This is a genomic window from Pseudomonas trivialis (assembly GCF_036864995.1).
In the GTDB taxonomy this organism is placed as follows: Bacteria; Pseudomonadota; Gammaproteobacteria; order Pseudomonadales; family Pseudomonadaceae; genus Aquipseudomonas; species Aquipseudomonas trivialis.
Map to the genome: position 1 here is coordinate 3,549,352 of NZ_CP142151.1, position 23,575 is coordinate 3,572,926.

Below are 23,575 nucleotides of genomic sequence, written 5' to 3' on the forward strand. Positions count from 1 at the left end.
ACCTACTGAAACAGGGCAACTCCCATGAACATCCTCGTCGTCGAAGACGAACCCAAGGCCGGTAATTACCTGCTCAACGGCTTGCAGGAGCTGGGTTATTCCGTGAGCCTGGCGCGCGATGGTGTGGACGGCTTGCACCAGGCGCTGGAAACGCCGTTCGACGTCATAGTGCTGGATGTGATGATGCCGAAAATGGATGGCTGGGAGGTGCTGCGGCGCCTGCGCAGGGAAGCGGACACGCCCGTGCTGTTTCTCACCGCCCGCGACGACATCGCAGACCGCATCAAAGGGCTGGAACTGGGCGCCGATGACTACCTGATCAAGCCTTTCTCGTTCGCCGAACTGGTCGCACGCCTGCGCACTCTGACCCGGCGAGGCCCGAGCCGCGAAGAAGAACAGGTGAACATCGCCGATCTGCAGATAGACGTGCTCAAGCGCCGCGTCACCCGCGCCGGCACGCGGATCACACTGACCAATAAGGAGTTCGCCCTGCTGCACCTGTTTGCCACCCACCCCGGCCAGGTACTGTCGCGCTCGCTGATCGCCTCACGGGTGTGGGACATGAATTTCGACAGCGACACCAATGTGGTCGACGTGGCCGTGCGGCGCCTGCGTCTGAAAATCGACGACCCGTTCCAGCTCAAACTGATCCACAGCGTGCGTGGCATTGGCTACCGCTTCGATACCCAGCCATGAGCCGCCGCCCTTACTCCCTCACGTTACGCCTGGCATTGATCTTTGCCCTCCTCGCTTTCGCCCTGTTGACCACCCTTGGCGTGGCACTCTACCGCGAGCTGGAGCAGGAGCTGGTGCGCCGCGACGACGCGGCGCTGATATCGCGGGTTGATCAACTGCGCAACCTGCTCAACGACAGCAACACCCTGGAACTGATCCGCACCAAACCGGAATTGTTCCAGAATATGCTGGGCAATCGCGAATCGGTGCTGAGCATTGCCGCGCCAGGGCAAAAACCGCTGCTGCTGGTAAACCCCGCGAACATCGAGCTGCCTCCTGTCAATCCGGTGCCCAAAGACCACATCCTCGCACTGAGTGACGTACAACACCTCCCGGGAATCAATGGCGTACCCTTTTCAACCGTCGCCGCCTCCATCGACTCCGGCGACCTGGGCAGCCTGCAAGTGACCAGCGGGCGCCTGATGACCGAGCGCACCGCCGTGCTCGCCAGCTACCGGTTGAGCGTCTATATCCTGGCCAGTATCGCGGCGCTCATCCTCGCCGTGGTGGGCTACATACTGGTGCGCCGTGGGCTGCTGCCCTTGCGGCGTCTGGCCCGGCATGCGCATGGCATCGGCGTGAGCAACCTGGCCGAACGCCTCGACGGTCGCGGTGCGCCCAGGGAATTGCTGCCAATGATCGAGTCGTTCAATACCATGCTGGAACGCCTGGCCAAGGGCTTTGTGCAACTGGGCCAGGTGTCCACCGACATGGCCCATGAACTGCGCACACCGATCAACAACCTGCTGGGAGAAACCCAGGTCGCCCTGCAACAGGACCGCAGCATCGAGAGCTACCAGCAACTGCTCGCATCCAATGTCGAAGAGCTGGAACGCCTGGCGCGGATGCTCGACAACATGCTGTTCCTGGCCCGCACCGATCCCGCCAGTGCCCTGCGCCAGCGACAGGAATTGAGCGCAGCCGATGAAGTACAGCGCATAGCCGATTACTTCGAGGGCCTGGCCGGTGATGCGGGCATGCGCATTCTGGCCATGGGCGAAGGCGTGATCTGGGCCGAACCGATGCTGCTGCGACGAGCACTGGCCAACCTGTGCGCCAACGCCATCAAATATGGCGCGCCCGACTCCGACCTGTTGATCCAGGCGATACCCGACACGGAGGGTGTTCGTCTGAAAGTCAGCAACCAGGGCACGACCATTCCAGCCGAGCATTTGCCACGCTTGTTCGAACGGTTCTATCGGGTGGACGAGTCTCGAGAACGCTCTGCCCAGTCCAACGGGCTCGGACTGTCGATTGTAGCGACCATCATGCAGTTACATAACGGCCGATACGGCGTAAGCAGCGAAGCCGGAGTGACGTCTTTCGAGCTGGTCTTCCCTCGGCGGGAGGACTGAGCGCGACACGGAAAACCTCGGTGGTATTTTGCAAAACACTTGCGGTCACAGACCGGTCAAACACCCACTATTCTGATCTCCCAAGCGCTATCTCACATTGTTCAAAAAACAGGTGTCCGGCTTTGGAGAAAAAACAGTATCAATTCGCAGCAGTAAATACGTTGAACATCCCGGCTCAAGGCGGAGACGGTGGAGGTCATGACGGAGACTCAGGCATGGAAAAACGCATGGGCCTACTGGAAAAAGGGCTGGCTGAGATGAAAGAAAAACTATTCGCCGTTTCGAGCAGGACTGACGCCATGGAGCAACACTCCACCGCCATCGAAAAGCACTTCGCAACCAAGGCGGACCTGGCAACCACCGAGCTGAATCTCATCAAATGGTACGTCGCAACCGCATTTGCGATGACATCACTGGCCTGCGCCATTACCTTCGGCCTTGGCCGACTTTTGATCACCTGACGCAACCGGCGGCCAGTCAGCTGATTTGACGCGTATGGCGCCGCACGAAGCGGCGCCACATTTCAGAGCAAGCGCTTCTGAAAAAAGTGGCGCCGGTGACCCGGCGGGTAATCAACAATCTGGCCGACCTCAGTGAAACCCAACTTGCGATAAAACCCGGGCGCCTGAAAGCTGAACGTGTCCAGCCAGATGCCGGTACAGCCTTTCTGCTGGGCCAGGTCTTCGGCAGTACACATCAAGCGCGTGCCGGTGCCCTGGGTGCGCATCTGATCGGGGATGCTCAGCAGCTCGATGAACAGCCACCCGTAGGAAATTTTTCCGTAGAGTCCGCCCACCACCTCATCAGTAGCGGGATCGCGCAGCAGGATGCCCACGGTTTCAAATGGCATACTGCCTGTGTGACTGAGGTTGTAAGCCCTCAGCGGCTTGAGAATCGCCTCACGCTCCTGCTCCGTTACGTCGAACGACACCTCCATCGCCAGCTCCATTGCCCTCTCCTGCATTCAGTGCAAACACCATTAGTATGACTTTAATTTCAAGGCCTATACTCAGCGCAGTAACGACGCGTTCCCACGCCGGGCTCACGGTGATTCAGCCAAAAAAGGTAGCGATCATGTATGCCGGACAAATGAGTAGCATGGCAACAACAAATGGCGAAATACGGTGCCAATTGATTGCGCAAATTATTTGCCTGCTAGCGGTGGCTTCGCTTTTCTGCTGATTGGGGTTGCCACCTCTAAACAGCAATCTAAGCGGCCTGGCGACACATAGCCCGGTTCAGGGGCCATACGCGAGCTTGCGCCTTCAGTTCGGTCCCTTGTCGACGCGTTAAAAGCATCAACATCCCTCTCCAGCCATCAAAGCGCGACACAACGACTGTCACTTTAATGCAGGACCATCCCATGGCGGGACAGGAGTCGCGCTGAAGTAAGTCGACCACGGGTCGATTTAATCGGACAACTCATAACCGGGTACTTTTCATGCTGATCAATCTTAATATTCCAGCCTCAGTCCCCACTCCTCCAGCGTCCAAAGACACAGCTGATGCCGCGAAAGCTGACAGCCCAGGCAGCCTGACGGTCAGCCTTGACCATGACGCTAAAGGTTCGGCCGGCGTGGGCGGTAGCGATGCACCGCCGGCCAAGCAAGAGTCGGAAACGGTCAAGGAACTGAAAAAACAAATCGAGCAGTTGCAAAAGCAGCTACTACAGCAACAGCAGGCGCTGCAAAAGGCGCAGTCCAGTAACGAAAACGCAGAGGCAAAGGCCGTAACGATCGCAGCGGCGCAAGTGCAGGTGGCAAGCACATCAGCTGCTTTGCAGACGGTGAGCGCAGCCTTGTTGCAGGCTGTGACCAGTGAGGGCAAGAGCAGTTCGGGCTCGTTGGTCAGCACCACCGCATGACTGGCCGGCAGCCAGGCCCTGTTCGAACAGAGCCTTGGTGTGAGGCTGATTGTTTATTTCCCTTCATCGAGTCGTGGTTCGGATAACTGAATCATAGGCAAAGAAAGCCGCTCTCGAACGAGAGCGGCATACACCCGCAATACCTACCTCGGGCGCCGATACCCCATTAAACGAGTGTCATCACGTCCAGGCGGCCGCCAGCACGGGCTGCAAAGCTGGCTGCTCATTCGGCGTGAAAGTCACTGTGCCAGGCGCCGACGGCGAGAATGCCGCCATGGCTCTGCACCAGGCTTTCAACGTCACTGCCCAGCAATCGATGCCGATCCCCCGCCATAATATCCTGCGGGCGTTCGGGAGTACTTGCATACCAGTTATGCAGCGTCACCTCTTGCTGGCTGCCAATGACCGATATCTGCAAGTCCAGGCCGTCATGCCCGAACCAGAGGCGCTCCGGGCTGACGTCCTGACCGAACACCAAATGTCCCATCGCGCCACTGAATTCAAGATCGTTGTCCCCGTGTCCGACTTCAACGGTGGACATGCTGCCGCTAACCAGAACGCGGTTGTTGCCATTGCCCAGCTTCACCGTCGTGAAGGCCCCGCTGTCGTTGATGCTGTTGTTGCCATCACCGACCGTGAGTGTGTTGATGTCCCCGACGATCACGTTATGACCATCACCCAAGGTGATCTGCGCACGACTACCAGTGACATTGATGTTGTTGTCACCGTTGCCACCTACCAATTTCGCCCCCATGGCTTCGACGTTGATCGTCTTGTTCTCGTCCCCCAGGGTGACATCGACGAAGAACCCCTTGACCGTCATTACGTTGGGGTCGACTACACCTTCCGCCGCGTCAACCGTCGAAAACGGACTAAGAATAAGCGGGTCGCGCGACGAAATCGTCACCGGGTCCACTGGCACCGGTGTCGGACGCACGCGTGCCCGGTCACGAATCGACGCATAGGAGGAGTCTGAATTTTCAGTCATGTTGGGGATATCGTCGAACTTCAGCCGTGGGTCCTGGCCCCTCGGGATATCCGGAACAGTCACCGGTGTGCGAGTTAAATCCTCCAGATCACGGGTGGACATATCAACAAGCGGGATATCTGGAATCACGATCGGTCGCGGGTTCGGCGTATCCACAGGGCTGCGCCCGGGTTGATCACGTCCTGTCGCTCCGATGTCCGGTACCGGCGAAGGTGCCAACGAACCGACACCGCGCTCTGCCAGGATTTGCTCGACCGTCTTGTGTTCCGGCACGCCTGGATTCAGTTCGATGCCACGCTCGGCGAGTATCTGCTCGAGCGTTTTGTGTTCAGGCAGAGTGATGTCTGGAATCGTGACCGAAGGAGATAACACCGGATCGACCACGGGCACGGTAACCGACGGCGACAATTCAGTCGGTGGCAACGGCAGCACCACTGACGGCTTGTCTACCTCCGGGTGCTCGACAATCGGCGTCGGCGTACCCGGCACCGTTACCGACGGAGTTTCGGACGCCGCAGGCACAGGGCCGATCATCGGTACCACTTCCGGGGCATGCTCGGCAAAGATAAAGTCCGTGGCACTAACCTGCGCGACATCCAACGCATCCAGATACAGCAGGTTAACGTTTGAATCAGTGCCGTGAGCACCGATACGCGTTACATAAACTCCGTGAATCTGTGTTAACCCGTTGAGGGTAGCTCGATTTTTATGTTCGATGATCAATTGATTAAAGTCGGTGACTCCGGTCTGACGCAGGTCGATCTTGTCGACCCCATGGCGGAAGCCGCGCAAGGCGTTGTTGTAGTCCTTGGACCCTGACTGCTCAGCAACGACAAACACGTCCGACGTTGCGCTGTCATGGCTGTAAAGGGTGCCATTCAACGACGCCACCATTCTGCCCTGGGCATCGCTGCTGTACATCACCCCCTTGCCGCCACCGTTGAGTATTACGGTACCCAAGCCTTCATGCGGTTTGACCGCCGAGGCATCGCTGTTAATGTAGGACGTCGGGGCGACAAAGGTATCCTGGAACTTAAAGTTAGCCGCCGTTATCCCGGCCAACAGTTGGTTCTTCAGGACCACACTCTGGCCCTCGGTCAGGTCGATCTTCAGGTCCGCACCCTGTTGGCTGAACACCAGGTCAGTGAATGCCTTCCCGGCGAACCCCACCAGATCGATGACCTCGCCACGTGCAGCCTCAAAGTTGCCGATAACGTCGCTGCCGCCATCGCGGCGATGAACCACAAAGAAGTCCTTGCCGGCCCCTCCCGTCAGACTGTTGCTGCCACGTCCGCCATCGAGCAATGCATCCGCATTACCGGCCACCAGTACATCATTGCCGTCGCCCGTGACAATGTTCTGAATGCTGGACGGATTTTTCACTGTCAACGCCGCGCCGCCGATGCTGACGCCTCCTGTCAACAAGTTGACCGAGCTGTCCCCAGAAACAGCTGCCGCGTTTAGGGTATTGCGCCCGCCCGCTACACCGTTGACTGCGTCGTCCAGCACACTACGGTTAGCATGCCCGACCACCGATTTGACGTATTCGTCTGTGTAGAAGTACGTGTCGTCCGCGCTGCTCTTACTGCCGTACAAACGCAGCGACCAAGCATTGAGCGTAACTGGCAAACCGGTCACTGAATCGCTGACCTGTAATGTCCAATTGCCCGCCGAGCGCTCGCCGAAGTCATGAGTCGACATGAAAGTGTATTTGAATGCCCCCGATTGCGTGCTGCCAAGGTCACTGGCACCCGCGCCCGGCATCCCTTCTGGCACCTTGCCCTGACGGTTGAGCAGCACGCTTTGCGTACCATCTGGCGAGATCAGTTTGAGAGTCAGGTCACCAAGGCGCCCTACTTGGGCGTCGAAATCGATCTCGACATGCTCAACATTGAGACCAGCATTCATTGTGATGGAAGACGTCAGTGTGCCCCCAGCCGCCAGATTCTTGCCCAGAGCACCGCTTGAGGCGCTGTAAACGTATTCATTGGCGCCAGTACTCTGAGTCATCCACGCTTCAGACAGGCGTACCGCCGCCCGCGCATCGACTTCGCCGAACCCATAGTCGTTACTGGTGTGCATACCACCACCGTTCCAGCCGCGGGCGCCATTGCTCGTCCATTGAGTCGAGGGGTCATTGATCTGACGCGCCGAAAGCGCCAGGATTTGCTGCACATCTCGATAGCCCAGATTCGGATTGGCTTCAAGCATCAGCGCGACGATACCGGAGACGATCGGCGCGGCAAAACTGGTGCCTTGCATGCTGGTGTAATCGTTACCGAAGGTCGAGCCACGGTCGGTTTCTACCATATGGCTAGTGGAAACCACATTGCTGCCCGGCGCCGACACCAGAAGGCTGGCACCCGGGTTGGAGAATGGCGAGGAGCCAATCTGCAAAGTCGACAAGTCACCCTGAGCATTGATCGCGCCGACCTCAACCGAAAATCGGTTGTTGTTGGTCAAAGAGCCCTGGGCGTTACCACCTGTCGCTCGGCTGTTACCACCGGCCGCGACAATGATCGTGCCAAGGCCGCCACGACCGTTACTCGCAGCATACTGAGCATTCATGCTCAGCGCCGAAGCGGTGTTGAGGAACCCATCCTGGAAACTGCTCAGGGCAAAATCGTGGGTGAACCCCCAGCTATTGTTAGCGATATCAAAGCTGACCATGTGCCCCAACCCCGCCAGGTCGGCGCCGCTGTTGGCCAGATAGTAACCGCCAAGCGTCGCGTCGTACGCCACCCCTACCCCACCCAAACCATTGCGGGCACCCACCATCACGCCTGCGACCATAGTGGCGTGGTTGGACACCAGCCCGGGCAGTGTGCCGTTGCTCTGTTGAGTCTGCAGCCACGCCTTGTCAACGTTTGCAGCCAAGTCTGGGTGTGCAATATCGAATATCTCGGGCGCGGTGGCGAATTCGCCCCCAGGCTCGAACTGGCCAATACGGATACCTTTGCCGGTGTAGTCGTTCCAGACCGGCAGGACGTTGGTATCACTCAGGTACCACTCCTGGGCGGCCAATGGGTCCAGCGGCACCTCAGGGGTCAGCAAGGTCACCTCGGCACGCATTGGCGCGGACTGCCCGCTGCTCAAGTCGACGACAGAGGCCGACAGGTTACCGGCGGCATCGACCACGCCATACTTGAAGCTGAGCAGACCGGTGTAATGAGCATCCGGCGTAAACAGCACATCGCCCTGGGCGGTAAGGCTGACAGAGCCTCCGACCGCATCTGCGACATTGGCGATGCGTAGCGCACCTTGGCTATTGAGGTGTTGGTCGTTACCCAGCAGGCTCTGCGCCGAAATCAAATGAGCCTGGCTCCGGCTGAAGGCTTTACCGTCCTTGTCGAGGGTCAGTACGTCCGCCACAGGCATGGCATTGGGCGTTTGCAGATCAACTGCCGAAATATCCGAAAAGTTCAGCTTTTGAATGTTCTTCAGCGTCACGGTGCCGTCACGCCCGAAGACATTGTCGGCCACTTCATAGCCGCTGTCGGTGCGGGTGATACGGTACTCGCCATGCCTGCCATGCAGCGTTACCAGGTTGATCCCGCCGCCGCCGTCGATGGTCGCGTTGCCATGGCCGAGCTCGATCACGTCATTGCCGGCGCCGCCGAAAATCCGGTCAGCGCCGCCACCGGCATGAATGATGCTGCCCCCTTCTGCGGCGTAAATCACATCGCCTTGAGGCCCGGCGTAAATCACCGCCTTGCCGCTTCCGCCGAGGATGGTGTTATGGCCACTACCGCCGACCAGCACATCGCTGCCACCACCACCGACCAAGGTCGAGTTTCCAGAGCCGCCCTTGATAAAGGCACCGCCAGTGCTCCCGCTGATCAGCGTGTCGTCACCGCTACCGCCTTGAGCGATGGTCAGACCGGCCTGGGCCATGTTCAGCACCACGCCTTTGTCACCGACAATAATTGCCGTGTCGTGACCGCCATTACCGTGGATATTTTTCGTGTCGTCCGAGGCACTGATCACAAAAACATCATCGCCTTTGCCACCGACATAGGTATTGCTGCCCCCTCCACCCACCAACCAGCCACCGGCAGGCGCTGCAATCAGCGTGTCGTTACCGCTGCCGCCGTACACATTGCCGACGCCCAGTTGTGCCGCATCCAGGGTTTCGCCCGTGGTGCTCTGACTGGCATAGGCCGTGGTGCTGATACCATTGGTTGTCGAGGTAACCCGGGTGCCTGCGCCCTGAACACTCAGGGTGTTGCTGACCGGATCGCCCAGAAAATCCACCGCCAGCGCTTCCTGTGACTTGCCATTGATAGTGAACGAACCACTGGCAAGCACTTTGTTGCCGTCACGTATTTCGGTGCTGGTCGATGTCGGTCGCACGTTGATTTGGGTGATTCCCAACTCGCTCAGGGTCTTGAGCTCGCCAGCATCGACTTTCGCATCATGGGTGCTGTCGACCCAGACCCGCAGCTTGCTCCAGACAGGATCACGTTGATCAATCACGCCGTCCTTGTTGCCATCTTCACTGGCCAGGGCGGCGAAACCATCCTTGAACCGCACCTCACCCGCTGCTCCCTCCACGCCGGCCTTGCCGCCGTAGTACTCCGAGAACATCTGGCTAACGTCCTTGACCTGCCCACTGCCATCGTCGATCACCAACATGCCAGTACTGTGATCGGCCCAGCCACTGCGCTTGAGGGTGCCACTGTGGTCGGTGTCGAATAGGACGCCGTCGCGGATGTCGGTCATGTGCACGCCGCTACCGGTCAGGTCCAGCAGCAGCGGGTCAACGTAGGTGTTGAAGGTGGTCATCGCCGACAAGCCGTTCAGTGTCACTGCATTGCGCAGACTGAAGTCCGGTGTGTCAGGGCCGGACGGCTGGTAGAACTGCGTCAGGTAAGTATTAGGGCGGGCGTTGGGGTCAAGCTGCATTTCTCCTGGTCGGATGCCACCCGAAGCCAGGCTGGACAGTTGAGCCGAGGTGAAATCGGTTTTTTCGAGAATGCCACCGACTGCGAAAATACTGTGTGTCGCCGCGTTTTGAATAAAACCGTTGGCCACATCTTGCTGGGCTTTGCTCTCACCTTGAATGTGTTGTTGGGGCTGAGGCGAAGGGTTGATATCAATCTTGATCAGATCAGGCTGCGATGCGCTCAGCGCTTCGTCGACGATCAACCCCCGCGCCCACTTGTAGACCTGATCCCCTAGACTGGATATGACGGTGCCAACGCCTGAAGGCGAATCGACACGGCTGATCCAGCTTGCAGCGGCAATTCTGGTTTCAGCGGTGCCAATGCGAGAGGCCAGCGACATAAGCCTGTCGGTATCGGCGGACAGCATCAGCTCTTGCCCCACACTACCGGCAGATTCTAGAACGTTTTGCCAGTAGCTTTCACGGCTGCCCTCACCCAACACGCTGAATACCGCGTTCAATGTCCACGCATCGGTTGGCAGGCCATTGTTAATGAAAACCTTGTTGTGAAATCTCCACGCCTCGCTATGGGTGATGTCCGCAGAAACGACACCGTTGGCGTTCAGATTGCCGCTCAACGTAGTGATGTATTCGGTGGCCATCTGCCGCCGAACAAGATTGACGTCGGCCTCTGACATAGCGTGACCAGCATCTGACGCCGTCATTTTCATGAAGTTAATGGCGACTTCACCGGCGACGGAGTCACCTTTTGCAACACCGTTGGCAAGCACCGCATATTTGTAACCTTTGGCGGCCAGATAGTCATACATTGCACCTGGGCCCGAAACATTCAGCAGTTCTTTTGCATGATTCAAATCTACAGCAGTTAACGCCTGTGGCACGGAAACGCTCCTTATTTCTCGACACTAAATAAAACAAAGTCCTTCACGGAACGCTCAATGCGGTTCCAATCCTTCAGCTTTTCCGAGGTAAACCCGACGGTCACCAACACCTTCAGTTCTCTTAAAACAAAGGTTGCCTGGCAGTTGTAATAACCGTGCCGTCCTTTATTTCCCAGGCACTCAAATACGGCGTCAACTTCTCCGTCCTTCTCTTTCCAGTAATAACCATTAATTACATCTGGAAAAGTCTGGTCCTTACGTTCTATCAGGTAGAGCCCTGACGCTTCCAAATAGGTGGGCCGCTCACTCTTCTGGCTCTGCGCAGCGGCAAGGAGTGCGTTCAGCCGTGTGCGCAGGTCGAAGTTTTCGTCCGGCGCAGGCGCAATCACTACCTCCAAACCATCGAATTTCAACCCATCACGAAAATACTCGGATTGGTTCGCGGGCTGCAGTTGGGGCCAGGTCATCACCAGCGGCAAGGAAACCAGCGGCGCCTCACAACCTCGCTCATTGTGGACCCGGTTTTTATCCCATACGCTGGCCCCTTCGTACTCAGGCCAAAAGACTACATAGTGACGCGGTACAACGAAGGTGTTCCCTGAAAGACGCCCGCATACTGACCGCGCCGTTTCAGCCGCCTTTGGGTCTGGCGGTTCTGGTGCAGTCGCGACGGCATAGATATAACAACCCAGTCCGACCAACAGAATAAGTGCACTACTTATCCGCAGCAGGTGCCACGTATAAAGACTGACTTTCACCCACAAGCGCTTAAGTGCATGAGACATATTCCCTCATCGCCTCCTTGAATAAATCACAAACTATCATTCCTGCTTTCATACGCCCTAACGCTCCCGCAAACTTTCATCAACGTGCTGTTGTAACGGGCTCAGGAAGTAGTCGATCACCCGGCGCTGATCGGTTTTAACCTCCGCAGTGACCGACATGCCTGGCGACAACGCCACGCGCTGACCATGCACCATCAGGTGGTCGGTCTTCAGGCGAATGCGACTGCTATAGATCAACCCAAGTTTCTCGTCTTCAATCGCGTCATTGGACACGCTGACGACTTCACCCTCGACTGTTCCATACTTGGTGAACGTGAAGGTTTCCACTTTAACTGTCACGGTTTGCCCGGCACGGACAAAGCCAACGTCTTTGTTCTCCAGCATGGCCTCGACCTCGACAGGCTGGTCACTCGGCACCACGACCATCAATGGTTGTGCGGCTGTCACCACCCCACCGACAGTGTGGATCGCCAATTGCTGAACGGTGCCGTCGACGGGGGCCGCCAGGCTCATCAAATGATCGCGTTGTTCAGCTTTGCGCAGCTCTTGAATCAGCGAGGCGGCCTTCTGTTCGGACTGCTGCTGCAGGTCGAGCATGGCGCGACGTGTTTGCGCCAGGATGCTTTGACGGCGCCGCTCGGCCTCTTTGCGGCTGGCATTGAGTTCAATCACCCGGGCCTGTTGCACAGCCATGTCGCGGTTCTGATCCAGCAGCGCCTGCTGTTTTTCCAGGTAGGCATGGCGTGGCACATATTGCTGATCAAGCAGTTCTTTATAATCCTCAGCCAAGCGGTGAGTGATCGGCACTGACAGCCGCAATGCGCTCACCATCGCGTTGGCTGACTGAATCTCCGCAGTACGCTGTTCGACTTCGGCATCCACCTGATCCAATGAGCTCCGCATTTCCAGGTATTGCCCGTTTAGCCAGCGTTGCGCCGCCAGAACCTGTTGCGGCTCGGCTTGCAGCATATAACCCGCCAGGGACCCCGGCGCCTTGCCACTGCCAATAGACTCAAGCATGGCGCTGGCGCGTGCACTGTCGACCTGCGCGGCTAATACGTCACTCTGGAAACGTTTTACATCGGCACCAGAGGCGCTGGTATCCAGTTCCACCAGGATGTCTCCGGCCTTGACCGACTGGCCGTCGTAAACACGTATCGCCTTGACCACCGCCACCTCGCTCGGCTGGATGGTCTTGCTCTTGCCGCTGGCGACAACCTTGCCGCGCGCCGTCGCCACCACTTCTATTTCGCCCAGGCAAGCCCACACCAACGCCAAGGCCGCAAAGCACATGATGGTCCACTGCACGTAGCGCGGTGCCGGATGGCTGGGCTGGTCCTGCAAGGCTAACGCCGCCGGCAGAAACTGCACTTCGTGGGCCAGACGTGACGGCGTATCCAGCTGTTTGCGTTGACGCCAAGCATGGCGCCAGGCGTGTCGATAACGTTGCAGTAATTCCCGTGCCGCTGAAGGATCACTCATGGCCACTATCCCTGTTGCATACGGTGAAGGCGCGAGTAGTGGCCCGCCTGATGGGCCAACAGCTCGCCGTGACTGCCCTGTTCCACAATTCGTCCACGGTCCATCACCACAATGCGATGGGCATCGCGCACCGCGGACAATCGGTGGGCGATAATGATCACGGTGCGGCCCTGGCAGATCACCTGCATGTTCTGCTGGATGATGCGCTCGGACTCATAGTCCAGGGCACTGGTGGCCTCGTCGAAGATAAGAATGCGCGGGTTGCCGATCAGAGCTCTGGCGATGGCTACGCGCTGCCTTTGACCACCTGACAGTGAAGCCCCATGCTCGCCCACAACGGTGTCATAGCCTTCAGGCAGCTCCAGGATAAAGTCGTGAGCACCGGCCATCTTGGCGGCCTGCATCACCGCTTCAAGTGGCGCGCCAGGATCGGTCAATGCGATGTTTTCACGGATGCTGCGGTTGAACAGCATGTTGTCCTGCAGGACCACGCCGATCTGCCGACGCAGCGACGATACATCGGCCAGAGCCAAGTCCATGCCGTCCACCAGCACACGTCCTCGCTCCGGCACATACAGGCGCTGCAACAGGCGCGTGAGGGTGCTTTTTCCGGAGCCGGAGCGCCCCACTACGCCGATCACCTCGCCCGCGTCAATGACCAGGCTGACACTGCACAGCACCTGCGAACCGTCCGGACGATAGCGGAAACGCACCTGGTCAAACTCGATGCGGCCCTTAAGAGTCGGCAGAGCACTTCGGTTGGCTTGGGACATCTCGGTCCGTGTGTTGAGGATATCGCCAAGGCGCTGGACCGAAACGCCGGTCTGCTGGAAGTTGGTCCACAACTGGGCCAGACGCATGATCGGCTGCGCCACCCGCCCCGCCAGCATATTGAACGCAATCAACTGGCCAACGGAAAGCTGGCCATCAATCACCAGACGGGCGCCCAGCCAAAGCGTCGCAACGGTGACCAATTTGCCAATCAGGGACACGCTCTCATTGGCAACAGTGGACAGGGTTTGCGTCTTGAAACCCGCACTCACATAGGCCGCTAACTGATTGTCCCATTTACGTGTGATCTGTGGCTCGACGGCCATGGACTTGAGCGTGTCGATACCGTTGACCGTCTCGACCAGAAACGCCTGGTTTTCCGCGCTCCGCGCAAAACTTTCATTCAAACGCGCCCGTAACATCGGGGTAATCAGCAGCGACACCACCAGGTACAGCGGCAAGGACATCAGTACCACCAGCGTCAGCCAGCCGCTGTAGAAAAACATCACTGCGATAAACACCACGGAAAACAGCACATCCAGCACCAACGTGATGGTGTTGCCGGTCAGGAAGCTGCGGATGTTTTCCAGTTCGCGCACCCGTGCGACCGAATCCCCGACCCTGCGCGCCTGGAAATACGAAAGCGGCAGCGTCACCAAGTGTCGGAACAACTTTGATCCCAGTTCAACGTCAATCCGGCTGGCCGTATGGGCGAACACGTAGCTGCGCAACCCACTCAGGACGGTCTCAAACACCATGATGCCCAGCAGGCCGATGGCGACAACATCCAAGGTGGTGAGGCCGTGGTGTACCAAAACTTTGTCCATCACCACCTGAAAAAACAACGGTGTCAGCAGAGAAAATATCTGCAGGACAAAGGACACCAACAGCACCTCACCCAGCAACTTGCGGTATTTGACAATGGCCGGAATAAACCAGGTGAAATCGAACTTCGAAAGATCGGCAGCCAGGGACGACTGGGACCGCAGCAATACCAGTTCGCCGCTCCAGCGTGATTGCAGTTGTTGGGCGTTGATCATTTCCGGACGCAGGGACTGCGGGTCGTGAATCAGGATGCTGTTCTGGTCAAGGCGAGCAATGATAAAAAAGCGGCCATCGTTGGCGCAGGCGATGGCGGGCAATGGGGTTTTAGCCAGCCGCTCGTAGGTGGTGTCGACCACCTTGGCCTTCAGGTCCAACTGCCGCGCGGCCATGAGTATCTCGGCCTTGCCGAACACCTGCCCGTCTTCGACATATTCGTGGGCCAACTGCTCCGGGGAAACTGCAACATTATGAAAGCGCGCCAGCATGGCGAGGCACGCCAGGCCTGTATCGAGCACGGCCGTTTGCTTGGCCGTCTCTGTCCCTTGTTCTTGCATAAACGCTTCCGTGCTATGGCATTGATTGATGATCGGTGAACGTCTACGAACGGCCTGCGGTTGAGGCGTGTATCAGCTCGGGAGGGAGGAAATCGAGTTGCGGCTCATAATCGGGCTTCAGGTAGTCAGCCAGCCTGAGCAAGTCGTCGGCACTCAAGGTGCCGGCGACTTCCTTCAACCGTAGAGTGTTGAGAATGTAGTCATACCGTGCGTTGTTGTAATCGCGCACGGCCTTGAACAACTGGCGCTGGGCATTGAGTACATCGACGGTATTGCGGGTGCCCACGTCGGCACCGACTTTGGACGCTTTCAGCGAGCGCTGGCTGGAGATGATCGTTTGTCTGCGGGCCTTGATCTGCTCGATGTCCGAGTTGACCGCACGGAAGAAATTACGCGTATCAAGCACCACTTCCCGGCGCTGGCTTTCCCTCAACTCTTCACTTTGCGTGAGTCGGTCATACGCCTCACGGGACTGCGAACTGGTGCGACCGCCACTGAAAATCGGAATGGTCATTTCCAGCGCGACGCTGCTTTGAGCAACGTGGCTGCGATAGCCATCGAGACCAAAGTCACTGGGATTGCTGTAGCCAAAACTGTCGTTGTCACCGCGTCGGTAAGACGCGACAGCATCCACGGTGGGCGCGTGTCCGGACTTGCGCTGATTCAGGTTTTGCTCGGCGGCGCGCACGGCATAGTCGCTCGCCAACAATGCCAGGTTCTGCCCCACCGCCGCATCGACCCACGATTGGGTGCTATCAGGCACCGGGGCGGATACCGGCAGTTGGTGTTGCATGCCCTCAATGCTGACGTAGGTATTGTTGGTCAGGCGTATCAGTTGCTCAAACGCGTCATCGACTTTGCGCTGGGCCAGTTTGCGATTGGCAAACGCGTTGTCATAAGCCGATTCGGCATCCAGGACATCGGTGATACTTGACAGCCCACCCTTCAGTCGCGCTTGCGCCTGATCAAGCTGCTGCTTGAGCGCGGCTTCTTCAGCGACTGAGGCTGCCTGTTCATCGGTCGCGCGCAAGGCTTCAAAATAGGTCTCAGCGGTCTTGAGAATGAGTTCCTGCTCTTTTGCGGAGAGTTCCAGCGCGGCTTGTGCCGTACTGGCTTCAGCCGCTTTGAGTTCAAACCAGAACGCCGCGTTGAACACTGGCTGCTTCAGATTGGCTTGCACTGTCGTGCCACTGCGCTCGCGCATCAGCTGCGGCTCATCACGATTCATGCGAGTGGACTCCACTGTCGTGCCTGCACTGATCACGGGTAACAGATTGGCCCAGGCCTGCGGCACGGCTTCCTGGCGGGCGGCAAAGTCGGCACGGGCAGCGGCGAGGTCGGAGTTGTGCAGTACGGCCTGTCGATAGACACCCATCAGTTCGGCGCGGTCCATCATGACCGCAGCCTGCACAAAGGAGGGGAAAAAGAAGGCGAGAAGAAAGACGCCTCGGGTACCGCGCATTTACAAATCCTTTTGATGATATCGACAGCGGCCCAACCAAACTGGGCGCTTCCCCTAACCAGGGGGCGCACAAAATAGATGGGGTTGTAACCAATTGCAACAAACTCGATACAATTAACGTGAATTGGCGGCTCGTCACATCATCCCCTGGCAGCGCCTCCATCAACCGGGCACGGCACTGTGGGAAGTCATTGTCGAATGCATGACATCACCGGTGGTCTGCCCTTACCGCGTGAACTGGACTCCAAAATCACACCGACGGGAAGATGACGAAGCGCTATCAGGAGGGGCACCACGAATATAAGATCGAATATTTGGAGGTGGCGCCGAATTGGCGTTCTGAGGAGGGAGTCTTGCAAAAGTTTTGCAAATCGCAGAAAGCAAAAAGGGGTCACCGTTTCCGGTGACCCCTCTAGACCGCCCAGCAGAGCGGATTTTGTTTGGTAGGCGCGATTGGACTCGAACCAACGACCCCCACCATGTCAAGGTGGTGCTCTAACCAACTGAGCTACGTGCCTGCTGTGAGGCGGCATTCTACGGAATTCAGAAGGTGTGTCAACCTCTTTTTCGCAGCTAAGCCCATGAATATGCGAATTTTTTATTTTCGGAACGCGCGCCCGTGTTTTCCCGGTGGCTGGCGGGCAATTTTCAACTCAGGTAGGATCGCGGCACTCGTAAAAAATATAAAACAGAGGTTCCAGGATGGCGAACATCCCCTATCCCCAGTCATATTACGCCGCATCCGCCAATGCGGTCCCGCCTCGTCCGATGCTGCAAGGTGAGGTCGAAACCGATGTCTGTGTGATCGGCGCCGGCTATACCGGCCTTTCCAGCGCGCTGTTTCTGCTGGAGAACGGTTTTCGCGTCACGGTGCTGGAGGCCGCCAGGGTGGGATTCGGTGCATCGGGCCGCAATGGTGGGCAGATCGTCAACAGCTACAGCCGCGATATCGACGTGATCGAGCGCAGCGTCGGGCCCAAACAGGCGCAGTTGCTGGGTGAGATGGCATTCGAGGGCGGCAGGATCATTCGTGAGCGCGTGGCCAGGTATCAGATTCAGTGCGACCTGAAGGACGGCGGCGTGTTCGCTGCACTCAACAGCAAGCATATGGGCCATCTGGAGTCGCAGAAACGCCTGTGGGAGCGCTACGGTCACACGCAACTGGAGCTGCTGGACGAGCGCCGCATCCGCGAAGTGGTGGGCTGCGACAACTATGTCGGCGGCCTGCTGGACATGAGCGGCGGGCATATCCATCCACTCAACCTGGCGCTGGGTGAAGCGGCTGCCGTTGAGTCGCTGGGCGGCACGATCCACGAACAATCTGCTGCACTGCGTATCGAGCGCGGCGCTAATCCGGTTGTGCATACGGCCGAAGGCAAGGTCAGGGCCAAGTTCATTATTGTCGCGGGCAACGCCTACCTGGGCAACCTGGTGCCGGAACTGGCCGCCAAGTCGATGCCCTGCGGCACGCAAGTGATCACCACCGCCCCCTTGGGCGATGAATTGGCCAGGAGCCTGTTGCCGCAGGACTACTGCGTCGAAGACTGCAACTACCTGCTCGACTACTACCGTCTCACCGGTGACAAGCGTCTGATCTTCGGCGGTGGCGTGGTCTATGGCGCGCGCGACCCGGCGAATATCGAAGCGATCATTCGTCCGAAAATGCTCAAGGCCTTCCCGCAACTCAAGGACGTAAAGATCGACTACGCCTGGACCGGCAATTTCCTGCTGACCCTGTCGCGCTTGCCTCAGGTGGGCCGCCTGGGCGACAACATCTATTACTCCCAAGGCTGCAGCGGCCACGGCGTGACCTACACGCACCTGGCAGGCAAAGTGCTGGCCGAAGCCCTGCGCGGCCAGGCGGAACGTTTTGATGCGTTCGCCGACCTGCCGCACTACCCCTTCCCCGGCGGGCAGATGCTGCGTACACCGTTCGCCGCGCTGGGTGCCTGGTACTACGGGCTGCGGGATAAGCTGGGATTCTGACATAAGGTGGGAGCCGGTTTACGGCTCCCTCGGCCGACCTGAGTACTCCTCGCGGCCACCTCAGCCTGACTACACGCTTCATCAGGTTACGCTGTGAGCCGCGCCGGCCGCTCATAACCAAATCGCAGACACAAAAAACCCCGGTCTTTCGACCAGGGTCTTTGCTATCGGATCAAAGCAGCCAATGGCTTTCTTTGCGCTTCAAGGCGTTCAGCGAGCCTTGTAGCAGATATGGCGCAGCGGACGGGACTCGAACCCGCGACCCCCGGCGTGACAGGCCGGTATTCTAACCGACTGAACTACCGCTGCGTATCGCTTGACCGGTTAAGCGTTAAGCCCTCAACCGTCTTTAAACATCTGATCGATCAGCCTTTGCTGTTCAATCTCAAGCCCGATCATTCGAACCTGGAAAATATGGCGCAGCGGACGGGACTCGAACCCGCGACCCCCGGCGTGACAGGCCGGTATTCTAACCGACTGAACTACCGCTGCGCGTCGGTGCAACCTTTAACGTTGCGTCTTGCCCGTAAGCAAAACTCTCAAGAAGTGGTGGGTGATGACGGGATCGAACCGCCGACCCTCTGCTTGTAAGGCAGATGCTCTCCCAGCTGAGCTAATCACCCTTTGCTTCGTTGAGGCCGCGAAATTTACGCAGATAGCAGACCTAAGTCAATAGCCCGCTTGAAGTTTTCCTGAAAAAGACAAAATTGCTTCAAGCTCCAGCTCGCCTCACTCGCTGTAAATCATCTTCTTGCTCATGCCACCATCCACCACGAACTCTTGCCCGGTCACAAACCCGGCCTGACGTGACAGCAACCACGCAACCATCGCCGCTACATCCTCCACGGTGCCCACCCTGCCCCCCGGATGCTGGGCATGATCAGCATCGCTCAGCGGCTCGGCACGCCGCGCCGATGGATCCCGCGCATCGATCCAGCCGGGGCTCACCGCATTGACCCGCACCTCCGGCCCCAGACTCATCGCCAGCGCGTGGGTCAAGGCCAGCAGGCCGCCCTTGCTCGCCGCATAGGCTTCAGTGTCCGGCTCCGATTGACGGGCGCGGGTGGACGCCAGATTGACGATGGCGCCCCCATGGGCGCGCAGGTACGGCGCGCAATGTTTGGCCAGCAGCATCGGCCCGCTGAGGTTCACCGCCAGCACGCGGTTCCAGTAGGCCAGGTCCAGGCTTTCCAGGGTGATATTGTGCGGATCGGCCACCGCGGCGTTGCACACCAACGCATCCAGACGCCCGAACTGCCCCAGCACTTGCGCAACACCCTGGACCACCTGCTTCTCGTCAGCCACGTCCATGGTGACAAACCAGGCATTGTCGCCGAGCACCCTGGACACCCTGGAGCCACGCTCACGATCCAGGTCGGCCAACACCACCTGCCAGCCTTCGCTGATCAGCCATGCAGCGATGCCCAGGCCAATCCCGCGAGCAGCGCCGGTTACCAGCGCGACACGCCCATTACTGGCCACTGCGGCCTCGGTGGACCACTCGATCACAAGGCAGCCAACCCGCGGGCCAGGTCTGTCTGCAAGTCAGCCACGTCTTCCAGGCCTACCGCAACGCGGATCAGGCTGTCACGAATGCCCGCCGCTTCACGCTCCTGCGGCGCCAGACGGCCGTGGGACGTGGTACCCGGGTGGGTAATGGTGGTCTTGCTGTCACCCAGGTTCGCGGTGATCGAGATCAGACGCGTTGCATCGATAAAGCGCCAGGCGCCCTCTTTGCCGCCCTTGACTTCAAAACTCACCACCGCCCCGAAACCGCGCTGCTGGCGCTGGTCAATGCGTGTTGCGGGTGACTCTTGAGGCCGGCGTAGTGCACCTTCTCGATACCGTCCTGCTGCTCAAGCCACTCGGCCAGGGCCTGGGCATTGGCACAATGGGCCTTCATGCGCAGGCTGAGGGTTTCCAGGCCCTTGAGGAAAATCCACGCGTTGAACGGGCTGAGGGTCGGCCCGGCAGTGCGCAGGAAGCCGACGACTTCCTTCATCTGCTCGCCACGACCGGCCACCACCCCGCCCATGCAACGGCCCTGGCCGTCGATGAACTTGGTCGCCGAGTGCACGACGATATCGGCACCCAGCTTCAGCGGCTGTTGCAGCGCCGGCGTGCAGAAGCAGTTGTCGACCACCAGCATCGCGCCCTTGGCATGAGCCACTTCGGCCAACGCGGCGATATCCACCAGTTCGGCAAGGGGGTTGGACGGTGACTCGACAAACAGCAACCGGGTATTGGCCTTGATCGCCGCATCCCATCCGGACACGTCCGCCAGCGGCACGTAGTCCACCTCAATGCCGAAGCGCTTGAAATACTTTTCGAACAGGCTGATGGTCGAACCGAACACACTGCGCGACACCAGCACATGATCGCCGGCGCTGCACAGGCTCATCACCACCGCCAGGATCGCCGCCATGCCGGTGGCCGTGGCCACGGCCTGCTCGGCGCCTTCCAGCGCGGCAATACGCTCTTCGAACGCACGCACGGTCGGGTTGGTATAGCGCGAATAGACGTTGCCCGGCACTTCGCCGGCAAAACGCGCGGCAGCGTCGGCGGCCGTGCGGAATACGTAGCTGGAGGTGAAGAACATCGGATCACCGTGCTCACCTTCCGGGGTACGGTGCTGGCCGGCGCGCACAGCCAGGGTATCGAAAGCTACGCCGTCGAGGTCGCTGTCCAGCCGACCGGCATCCCATTCCTGACTCATGCTGCGACTCCTTACTCTCGAAATTCTTTATTTAAGATACAAAACCGGCCCCTCAGGGCCGGTGTTTACTCAGTTGTTATACAGATCGATGATAGCGCTGACCGCCTGGGTCTTGACCTTCGACGAGTCGTTACGCGCCTGCTCGATCTTGTTCAAGTAGGCATCGTCGACGTCGCCGGTCACGTACTTGCCGTCGAACACGGCACAGTCGAACTGATCGATCTTGATCTTGCCACCGCCGACGGCCTCGATCAGGTCCGGCAGGTCCTGGTAGATCAACCAGTCGGCGCCGATCAGGTCGGCCACGTCCTGGGTCGAACGGTTGTGAGCGATCAGCTCATGGGCGCTCGGCATGTCGATACCATACACGTTCGGGTAACGCACAGCAGGCGCGGCGGAACAGAAATACACGTTCTTCGCACCGGCTTCGCGGGCCATCTGGATGATCTGCTTGCACGTGGTGCCGCGCACGATGGAATCGTCCACCAGCATCACGTTCTTGCCGCGAAACTCCAGCTCGATGGCGTTGAGCTTCTGGCGCACCGACTTCTTGCGCGCAGCCTGGCCGGGCATGATGAAGGTACGGCCGATGTAACGGTTCTTCACAAAGCCTTCGCGAAACTTGACGCCCAGGTGGTTGGCCAGCTCCAGGGCGGCGGTACGGCTGGTGTCCGGAATCGGGATCACCACGTCGATATCGTGCTCGGGACGCTCGCGCAGGATCTTGTCGGCCAGCTTCTCGCCCATGCGCAGGCGCGCCTTGTAGACCGAGACGCCATCGATGATTGAGTCCGGACGCGCCAGGTAGACGTGTTCGAAAATGCACGGGGTCAGCTTCGGCGCCACTGCGCACTGACGGGTGTGCAACTTGCCATCTTCGGTGATGTACACCGCTTCGCCCGGTGCGAGGTCGCGGATCAGGGTGAAGCCCAATACGTCCAGCGACACGCTTTCGGACGCGATCATGTACTCGACGCCTTCATCGGTGTGACGCTGACCGAACACGATCGGGCGAATGCCGTGCGGGTCGCGGAAACCGACGATGCCGTAACCGGTGATCATCGCCACCACGGCGTAACCGCCGACGCAACGGTTGTGCACGTCGATCACGGCGGCAAACACGTCTTCTTCGGTGGGCTGCAGCTTGCCGCGCTGGGCCAGCTCATGGGCGAACACGTTGAGCAGCACTTCCGAATCGGAACTGGTGTTGACGTGGCGCAGGTCGGATTCGTAAATCTCCTTGGCCAACTGTTCAACGTTGGTCAGGTTGCCGTTGTGCGCCAAAGTGATGCCGTACGGCGAGTTGACGTAGAACGGCTGAGCTTCGGCCGACGTCGAGCTGCCGGCAGTCGGGTAGCGCACATGGCCAATGCCCATATGCCCGACGAGGCGCTGCATGTGACGCTGGTGGAACACGTCACGCACCAGGCCATTGTCCTTGCGCAGGAATAACCGGCCGTCGTGGCTGGTCACAATACCGGCAGCGTCCTGGCCGCGGTGCTGGAGGACGGTTAGCGCGTCATACAGCGCCTGATTCACGTTCGACTTACCGACGATACCGACGATGCCACACATGCGACGCAACCCCTACTTAATGAATCTTGACTGAACCCTGCTTACTGAGGCGTTTTGGCCGGTAAGAGGTGTTCCTTGAACGGAAGATCAGCGGGTACGCTGATTCCGCTGGCCAGCCACTGACTGCTCCACCCCAATATGAGGTTCTTGGACCAGTCTGCAACCAAAAGAAATTTTGGCACGAGCACCGACTCCTGCCACCACGCATCCTGCTGAACCGGCCCCAGGCTCAACAGCCCGACCGCCACGACCACAAGCAACGCGCCACGCGCCGCGCCAAAAGCCATGCCGAGAAATCGATCGGTCCCGGAAAGGCCGGTGACGCGTATCAATTCGCCAATAAGGTAATTGACCATTGCCCCCACCAGCAGCGTGGCGATGAACATGATGGCGCAACCCGCGATGACGCGGGCCGAAGGTGTCTCGATGTAGCCGGCCAGGTAAACCGACAGTGACCCCCCGAACATCCAGGCTACGACTCCTGCGATGATCCAGGTCAGCAACGACAGTGCTTCTTTTACGAAGCCGCGGCTCAGACTGATCAAAGCGGAGATGGCGACGATGGCAACAATCGCCCAATCAACCCAGGTAAATGGCACGTTAGAGCCTACGGACGGATAAGGCGGCGCATTTTAGCAGAGCGTCGGGCTGTCGGTAAGCGGTGTTTGCGGGTGCTTTGCAAATCAATGA

The 23,575-nt window shown here is 58.8% G+C and carries 13 protein-coding genes, 4 tRNA genes and 2 pseudogenes; 5 read left to right on the forward strand and 14 right to left on the reverse strand.

Annotated elements, in window-relative coordinates; all coding sequences use genetic code 11:
• The first annotated feature begins 24 nt into the window (after positions 1-24).
• The 3 genes from VRB54_RS15450 (at position 25) to VRB54_RS15460 (ending at position 2,551) form a co-directional block, all read left to right on the forward strand.
• The gene (locus tag VRB54_RS15450; protein WP_338477885.1) at positions 25-696 is read left to right on the forward strand and encodes a heavy metal response regulator transcription factor; all 672 of its coding nucleotides are present in this window, start codon (positions 25-27) and stop codon (positions 694-696) included.
• The gene (locus VRB54_RS15455; protein ID WP_338477886.1) at positions 693-2,090 is read left to right on the forward strand and encodes a heavy metal sensor histidine kinase; all 1,398 of its coding nucleotides are present in this window, start codon (positions 693-695) and stop codon (positions 2,088-2,090) included. The genes VRB54_RS15450 and VRB54_RS15455 overlap by 4 nt, the downstream gene beginning before the upstream one ends.
• Before the next feature lie 215 nt (positions 2,091-2,305).
• Positions 2,306-2,551, forward strand: a complete 246-nt coding sequence (locus VRB54_RS15460) for a hypothetical protein (RefSeq protein WP_338477887.1) — start codon at positions 2,306-2,308, stop codon at positions 2,549-2,551.
• 62 nt (positions 2,552-2,613) lie between these two features.
• On the opposite strand, the gene VRB54_RS15465 is transcribed toward VRB54_RS15460, so the two are convergent.
• Positions 2,614-3,039 carry a GNAT family N-acetyltransferase gene (locus VRB54_RS15465; RefSeq protein ID WP_338477888.1) on the reverse strand — a complete coding sequence of 142 codons (426 nt, stop codon included), beginning with the start codon at positions 3,037-3,039 and terminating at the stop codon, positions 2,614-2,616.
• Positions 3,040-3,531: 492 nt separating this feature from the next.
• Between VRB54_RS15465 and VRB54_RS15470 the strand changes: the two genes are divergently transcribed.
• The gene (locus VRB54_RS15470; RefSeq protein ID WP_338477889.1) at positions 3,532-3,954 is read left to right on the forward strand and encodes a hypothetical protein; all 423 of its coding nucleotides are present in this window, start codon (positions 3,532-3,534) and stop codon (positions 3,952-3,954) included.
• Positions 3,955-4,134: 180 nt separating this feature from the next.
• Here VRB54_RS15470 and VRB54_RS15475 read toward each other — a convergent pair.
• From VRB54_RS15475 to VRB54_RS15500, 6 genes and pseudogenes are all read right to left on the reverse strand, one after another.
• Positions 4,135-9,847, reverse strand: a pseudogene (locus VRB54_RS15475) (S8 family serine peptidase).
• Positions 9,848-10,740: 893 nt separating this feature from the next.
• The gene (locus tag VRB54_RS15480) at positions 10,741-11,514 is read right to left on the reverse strand and encodes a hypothetical protein (RefSeq protein WP_338477891.1); all 774 of its coding nucleotides are present in this window, start codon (positions 11,512-11,514) and stop codon (positions 10,741-10,743) included.
• A gap of 57 nt (positions 11,515-11,571) precedes the next feature.
• A complete protein-coding gene (locus VRB54_RS15485) occupies positions 11,572-12,996 on the reverse strand; it encodes an HlyD family type I secretion periplasmic adaptor subunit (RefSeq protein WP_338477892.1) in 1,425 nt (474 codons plus the stop codon).
• A 5-nt stretch (positions 12,997-13,001) separates the two neighbouring features.
• On the reverse strand, positions 13,002-15,146 hold the full coding sequence (locus VRB54_RS15490; protein ID WP_338477893.1) for a type I secretion system permease/ATPase: 2,145 nt from the start codon (positions 15,144-15,146) through the stop codon (positions 13,002-13,004).
• A 43-nt stretch (positions 15,147-15,189) separates the two neighbouring features.
• Positions 15,190-16,608, reverse strand: coding sequence for a TolC family outer membrane protein (locus tag VRB54_RS15495; RefSeq protein WP_338477894.1), 1,419 nt, complete (start codon positions 16,606-16,608; stop codon positions 15,190-15,192).
• 441 nt (positions 16,609-17,049) lie between these two features.
• A tRNA-Val gene (locus VRB54_RS15500) sits at positions 17,050-17,126 on the reverse strand.
• 184 nt (positions 17,127-17,310) lie between these two features.
• Here VRB54_RS15500 and VRB54_RS15505 point away from each other — a divergent pair.
• Positions 17,311-18,594 carry an FAD-binding oxidoreductase gene (locus VRB54_RS15505; protein ID WP_338477895.1) on the forward strand — a complete coding sequence of 428 codons (1,284 nt, stop codon included), beginning with the start codon at positions 17,311-17,313 and terminating at the stop codon, positions 18,592-18,594.
• 232 nt (positions 18,595-18,826) lie between these two features.
• Here the strand turns inward: VRB54_RS15505 and VRB54_RS15510 are convergent.
• From VRB54_RS15510 to VRB54_RS15540, 7 genes and pseudogenes are all read right to left on the reverse strand, one after another.
• Positions 18,827-18,903 (reverse strand) — tRNA-Asp (locus VRB54_RS15510).
• Positions 18,904-19,009: 106 nt separating this feature from the next.
• Positions 19,010-19,086: transfer RNA gene (locus VRB54_RS15515), tRNA-Asp, on the reverse strand.
• Positions 19,087-19,141: 55 nt separating this feature from the next.
• Positions 19,142-19,217, reverse strand: a tRNA-Val gene (locus VRB54_RS15520).
• Between the two features lie 106 nt (positions 19,218-19,323).
• Positions 19,324-20,103, reverse strand: coding sequence for an SDR family oxidoreductase (locus VRB54_RS15525; RefSeq protein ID WP_338477896.1), 780 nt, complete (start codon positions 20,101-20,103; stop codon positions 19,324-19,326).
• Positions 20,100-21,310: pseudogene (locus VRB54_RS15530) on the reverse strand (O-succinylhomoserine sulfhydrylase). Before VRB54_RS15530 ends, VRB54_RS15525 begins: the two are co-directional and overlap by 4 nt.
• Positions 21,311-21,379: 69 nt before the next feature.
• Positions 21,380-22,885, reverse strand: a complete 1,506-nt coding sequence (gene purF / locus VRB54_RS15535; protein ID WP_003234313.1) for an amidophosphoribosyltransferase — start codon at positions 22,883-22,885, stop codon at positions 21,380-21,382.
• Between the two features lie 41 nt (positions 22,886-22,926).
• Positions 22,927-23,484, reverse strand: a complete 558-nt coding sequence (locus VRB54_RS15540; protein WP_003234314.1) for a CvpA family protein — start codon at positions 23,482-23,484, stop codon at positions 22,927-22,929.
• Positions 23,485-23,575: the final 91 nt, after the last annotated feature.

Bases quoted from the DNA above. Each gene is read 5' to 3' on its own strand.
- purF (WP_003234313.1), bottom strand. From the start codon at position 22,885: ATGTGTGGCATCGTCGGTATCGTCGGTAAGTCGAACGTGAATCAGGCG.
- VRB54_RS15480 (WP_338477891.1), bottom strand. From the start codon at position 11,514: ATGTCTCATGCACTTAAGCGCTTGTGGGTGAAAGTCAGTCTTTATACG.
- VRB54_RS15460 (WP_338477887.1), top strand. From the start codon at position 2,306: ATGGAAAAACGCATGGGCCTACTGGAAAAAGGGCTGGCTGAGATGAAA.
- VRB54_RS15490 (WP_338477893.1), bottom strand. From the start codon at position 15,146: ATGCAAGAACAAGGGACAGAGACGGCCAAGCAAACGGCCGTGCTCGAT.
- VRB54_RS15505 (WP_338477895.1), top strand. From the start codon at position 17,311: ATGGCGAACATCCCCTATCCCCAGTCATATTACGCCGCATCCGCCAAT.
- VRB54_RS15465 (WP_338477888.1), bottom strand. From the start codon at position 3,039: ATGGAGCTGGCGATGGAGGTGTCGTTCGACGTAACGGAGCAGGAGCGT.
- VRB54_RS15470 (WP_338477889.1), top strand. From the start codon at position 3,532: ATGCTGATCAATCTTAATATTCCAGCCTCAGTCCCCACTCCTCCAGCG.
- VRB54_RS15455 (WP_338477886.1), top strand. From the start codon at position 693: ATGAGCCGCCGCCCTTACTCCCTCACGTTACGCCTGGCATTGATCTTT.
- VRB54_RS15450 (WP_338477885.1), top strand. From the start codon at position 25: ATGAACATCCTCGTCGTCGAAGACGAACCCAAGGCCGGTAATTACCTG.
- VRB54_RS15485 (WP_338477892.1), bottom strand. From the start codon at position 12,996: ATGAGTGATCCTTCAGCGGCACGGGAATTACTGCAACGTTATCGACAC.
- VRB54_RS15495 (WP_338477894.1), bottom strand. From the start codon at position 16,608: ATGCGCGGTACCCGAGGCGTCTTTCTTCTCGCCTTCTTTTTCCCCTCC.